Below are 4,003 nucleotides of genomic sequence, written 5' to 3' on the forward strand. Positions count from 1 at the left end.
AGCCCCGGCGCGCCGCTGCCGCGCTGCCAGCGCACCGTCCTGCGCGGCCGGACCATCTACGTGCGCGAGCCCGACGAAGTGGACGCTCTCTGTCCATAGTGGCCGGTGGCCCGCTTTCCGCCCCGCTTAGCCGCAAGTGAGCGGACCGTTCGCCCGTTCCAGCCGGTCGAACGGTCCGCTAACTCAACCGGCTCCCACTGCTTCGGGCCCCGCCCGTGTCGGCGAGTGCCCGGGTGTTCGGAGCGAACGGACCGTTGGCCCGATCTATTGGGACGAACGGTCCGTTCGCTCAGCTCGCTCAGCCCTGGCGGCCCTTCCAGCGCGGGTTGCGCTTGTTGACCACGAAGAGCTTGCCGTGGCGGCGCACCACCTGCGAGCCCTCCTTGTTCTTCAGCGACTTGATCGATGAGCGGACCTTCATCCGTCCTCCTCGGCTCGTGCGGTCATCGCCGCCCAAGCCTAACGAAAACGGTTTTCAATTGGCGCTGGTGCCAGCCCCGAGCAGCTCCGGTGCGTACGCGAGCAGCAGCTGCGCCGCGCTGAACGGCGCCGAGACCGGGTCGGGCAGCGCGATGTCGCGGGCCACGTGCGCGCCCCGGTAGGTCGGCTCCGAGATCGTCACGTCGGTGAACCAGCGCAGGAAGTCCGCGGGCGGAACCGGCAGCCCGGTGGTATCCAGCGACGCCTGGTTCAGCGCGAGCAGCGCCTGCTGCGGATTGCGCAGCATCCACCGGTACAGCTCGGAGAACTCGTAGATGTCGCGGTCCACCCGGCTCGGCCGGGCGCCGTGCGCTTCGGCGATCCGGACGCCGTGCTCGGTCGATGCCTGCTCCGCGTTTCCCCAGGCCGGATCGTGCACCCACCGGTCGGTGAGCTCGCCGTCGTGCAGCCGACGCAGGTACTCGGCCCACAACGGCGAGCCCGGATTGCCGAAGCCGTCAGCCGAGACGCCGAGCGCGATCGCGGTGCCGCGCTCGATCCCCTCCAGAATCCCCGCATCGACGTGCGAGACCCAGCTGCCGGGCGCGCCGAAGGAGTTCTCGGCGAAGAACCGGACGATGCCTTCGATGTTGCGCCAGTGCCGGAAACCGGGGATGTACTCGGCCGCGACGCGATCCTGCACCGCGCGCACGAACACCAGCCGCTCGGCCATCGGCAGCGCGTCCAGCTCGGCCGCCGAACAGTCCAGAGTGGACGCGCATGCCCGCGCATCGCGCGCGGTGGCCGCACCCGCCGGGCAACCGAGCAGCAACAGCAGTGGCACCAGCAGCGCCAGCGCGGCCCTGCGCAACGCGTTCGGCCGATCGAGCGCAGTGGAAGCGGAATGCGGCACCGGAGATCCTTCCCGAGGTCGGATTCGATCACCGGGAGTGCAGCAGTCCGGCACCTCCGCTCATGCACGCACGAGCTCGCGTCGCCCGAATGTCACCGGAACGTGATCAACGCACCGCCTGCCGATGAGCGCGCGCGAGGTTCACCGCCAGCGAAGCCGCCGTCACCACTCCCATCGCCAGCACGGTTCCGCCCAGGCCGAGCGGACCGGCCGCCGCGGCCAACAGCAGCACGACGACGATGTTGCCCCCGACGATCCACGCCGTGGCGGTCCCGGCGCGGGTGAGCCCGTGCAGCAGCCCGATCACCAGCAGGTACCCGGCCACCGGAACCGCGACGGCCAGTGCCGCGGTCTGCTCGGACATGTGCGCGTGGTGCTGCGTGGCGTCCACCGCGACCTCCAGCCCGGCGCCCAGCGCGGCCACCGCCGCGTACAGCAGGTAGTGCCCGTAACCCCAGGTCAACGCGGTTTTGAGGTTCGGCAGCCGGGTGTTCTGGCCGACGAAGTAGATCCACCACAGCGCGAACACGAGCACCAGCCCGCCCGCGGTGGTCAGCATCAGATCGGTCGAGAGTCCCTGCGCGGTCAGCGCCGAGCTCACCGCGTTGAGGACACCGAGGATGGCCTCGCCGAGCACGATGATGGTGAACAGCCCGTACCGCTCCGCGATGTGCTCCGGGTGCCAGCTGGTCTGGCGGTTGCCGGACTCGGCCCACGCGGGCACCGCGACCTCGGCGATCGCCAGCACGGCGAACCCGGCGTAGTCCCACGGGTGCGGCAGCAGCAGCCGCAGCAGCCAGGCGATCTGCACCGCGGTCACCCCGGCCGCGTACCGCAGCGCCGCCGGGCGGCCTTCGGGATGTTCCCGCGCCGCCCGCAGCCATTGCGCCACCATCGCGACGCGCATCAGCACGTACCCGAAGGTGATCACGGTGAAGTCGTACTCGTCCAACGCCGCCGGAATCCCGGCCGCCAGCACCAGTACACCGGCCATCTGCACCAGCGTCAGCACCCGGTACGGGCCGTCGTCGGTGTCGTAGGCGGAGGCGAACCAGGTGAAGTTCACCCACGCCCACCAGATCGCGAAGAACACCATGAAGTAGCCGAGCACGCCGGTGCCGATGTGCCCTTCGGTGAGCGCGTGGTGCAGCATCGTGGCGGCCTGCGAGACCGCGGCCACGAAGCAGAGGTCGAACAGCAGCTCCAGCGGAGTCGCCGCCCGGTGCTCCTGCCACGGGTCGCGGGCGGTCATGGTGCGCCACCAGGGGCGACTTTGCCGGCCGTCGGTCATCGCTGCGCGACTCCTCACCTGTTGCTCGCGTCCGGCGGGATCTTCGGTGCGCCGCGGGCGGATGTCCAGTCCGTGGCGACGCGCGTCACCGGGAATTCCGCCTCGGAGTCCACTTTGTCCGGTGCCGCGGCGCCGGAAGGCGGCCCGCGCGGCGGAGTACGCTCGCGGCATGGTCCAGCACGGCAACGGATCCGTGATCACGACGAACCGCAGGGCGCGGCACGACTACACGATCCTGGACACCTACGAGGCCGGGCTCGTGCTGGCCGGAACCGAGGTGAAGAGCCTGCGCTCGGGACGCGCCTCGCTGGCCGAGGCGTTCGGCACCGTGGACTACGGCGAAGTGTGGCTGCGCAACCTGCACATCGCCGAGTACGGGCGCGGCAGCTGGACCAACCACGCACCGCGCCGCACGCGGAAGATGCTGTTGCACGCCAGGGAGATCCGCGGCCTGACCGGCCGGGTCCGGGAGAGCGGGATCTCGCTGGTCCCGCTGTCGATGTACTTCCGGGACGGCTGGGTGAAGGTGGAGCTGGCACTCGCCCGCGGCAAGAAGCGCTGGGACAAGCGGCGCGCACTGGCCGAGCGCGACGCCGCGCGGGAGATGGCCCGCGGCATCGGCTGGCAGCTCAAGGGCCATCCCGGCCGGGGGCCTGCGGACCCGCTGCGCTACACCACCTGAAGCGTCCGGCGGCGGATGGCGCCGTGGCCGGCATCCGCCGCGAACGATCTCCGCGCGGCCGGTCGCCGGATCGGTCAGTCCTCGTCCGGCTTGGCGTGGTCGGGCACGCCCGGGTTGGGGTCGCGGGACAGGTCGATCAACGGGTCGACCTCGGTGCCTTCGGCTTTGGCGTGGTCCGGCACGCCGGGGTTCGGGTCGTAGGACGGGTCGGTCAGCGGGTCGTGCTGAGAAGTCACGGACGTTCTCCTCTGGTCGGCGTTGCTCCTTGTGGAGTACCAGGATGCATGGCCGAGCGCGGCCGGCGAGCACGGGGATCCGCCCGGCGCGCGCCCGGTCCCGACGGGGTGCGATTACGATCGTACGGCCGGTTTCTTGCACGGAAGAGGTGTCAGGGTGTCGTCGGAGGAACTGCTTCCAGCGCTGGAAGACGAGATGCGCGCGCTGATCCGCCGCGCACGGCACACCACGCGGGAACTGGCCAGGCAGGTGCACCCGAAGCTGGATCCGACCTCGTACCCGCTGCTGATGCTGCTCAGCAAGGAAGGCGCGCTGCGGATGTCGTCGCTGGCCGCGGCGCTGCAACTGGACAAGTCGACGGTGAGCAGGCAGGTCGACGCGGTGGTGCGGCTCGGGCTCGCCGAGCGGGTGCCGGACCCGAGCGACGCGCGGGCGCGGCTGGTCGTGTTCACCGGCGAAG

At 70.7% G+C, this 4,003-nt stretch carries 6 protein-coding genes; 2 read left to right on the forward strand and 4 right to left on the reverse strand.

From position 1 onward, the window contains the following. Positions 1 to 298: 298 nt before the first annotated feature. The 3 genes from ykgO to IJH84_RS25645 all read right to left on the reverse strand — a co-directional run bounded on the left by ykgO (position 299) and on the right by IJH84_RS25645 (position 2,624). Positions 299 to 421, reverse strand: a complete 123-nt coding sequence (gene ykgO / locus IJH84_RS25635) for a type B 50S ribosomal protein L36 (RefSeq protein ID WP_295149925.1) — start codon at positions 419 to 421, stop codon at positions 299 to 301. A 54-nt stretch (positions 422 to 475) separates the two neighbouring features. Further along, positions 476 to 1,333, reverse strand: coding sequence for a hypothetical protein (locus IJH84_RS25640; RefSeq protein WP_295149927.1), 858 nt, complete (start codon positions 1,331 to 1,333; stop codon positions 476 to 478). Between the two features lie 106 nt (positions 1,334 to 1,439). Further along, positions 1,440 to 2,624: a low temperature requirement protein A gene (locus tag IJH84_RS25645; RefSeq protein WP_233627187.1), complete on the reverse strand. Its 1,185-nt coding sequence runs from the start codon at positions 2,622 to 2,624 to the stop codon at positions 1,440 to 1,442. A 169-nt stretch (positions 2,625 to 2,793) separates the two neighbouring features. Between IJH84_RS25645 and smpB the strand changes: the two genes are divergently transcribed. After that, positions 2,794 to 3,306, forward strand: a complete 513-nt coding sequence (smpB, locus tag IJH84_RS25650) for an SsrA-binding protein SmpB (RefSeq protein ID WP_200069610.1) — start codon at positions 2,794 to 2,796, stop codon at positions 3,304 to 3,306. 74 nt (positions 3,307 to 3,380) lie between these two features. On the opposite strand, the gene IJH84_RS25655 is transcribed toward smpB, so the two are convergent. Then, entirely contained in the window at positions 3,381 to 3,542 is a 162-nt protein-coding gene (locus IJH84_RS25655; protein WP_295149930.1) for a hypothetical protein, read from the reverse strand. A gap of 157 nt (positions 3,543 to 3,699) precedes the next feature. On the opposite strand from IJH84_RS25655, the gene IJH84_RS25660 reads away from it, so the two are divergent. Continuing rightward, the coding region (locus IJH84_RS25660) for a MarR family transcriptional regulator (RefSeq protein ID WP_295149929.1) at positions 3,700 to 4,003 on the forward strand (304 nt) is incomplete at its 3' end.

It is taken from the genome of Saccharopolyspora sp. (assembly GCF_017434145.1).
GTDB lineage: Bacteria > Actinomycetota > Actinomycetes > Mycobacteriales > Pseudonocardiaceae > Saccharopolyspora_C > Saccharopolyspora_C galaxeae.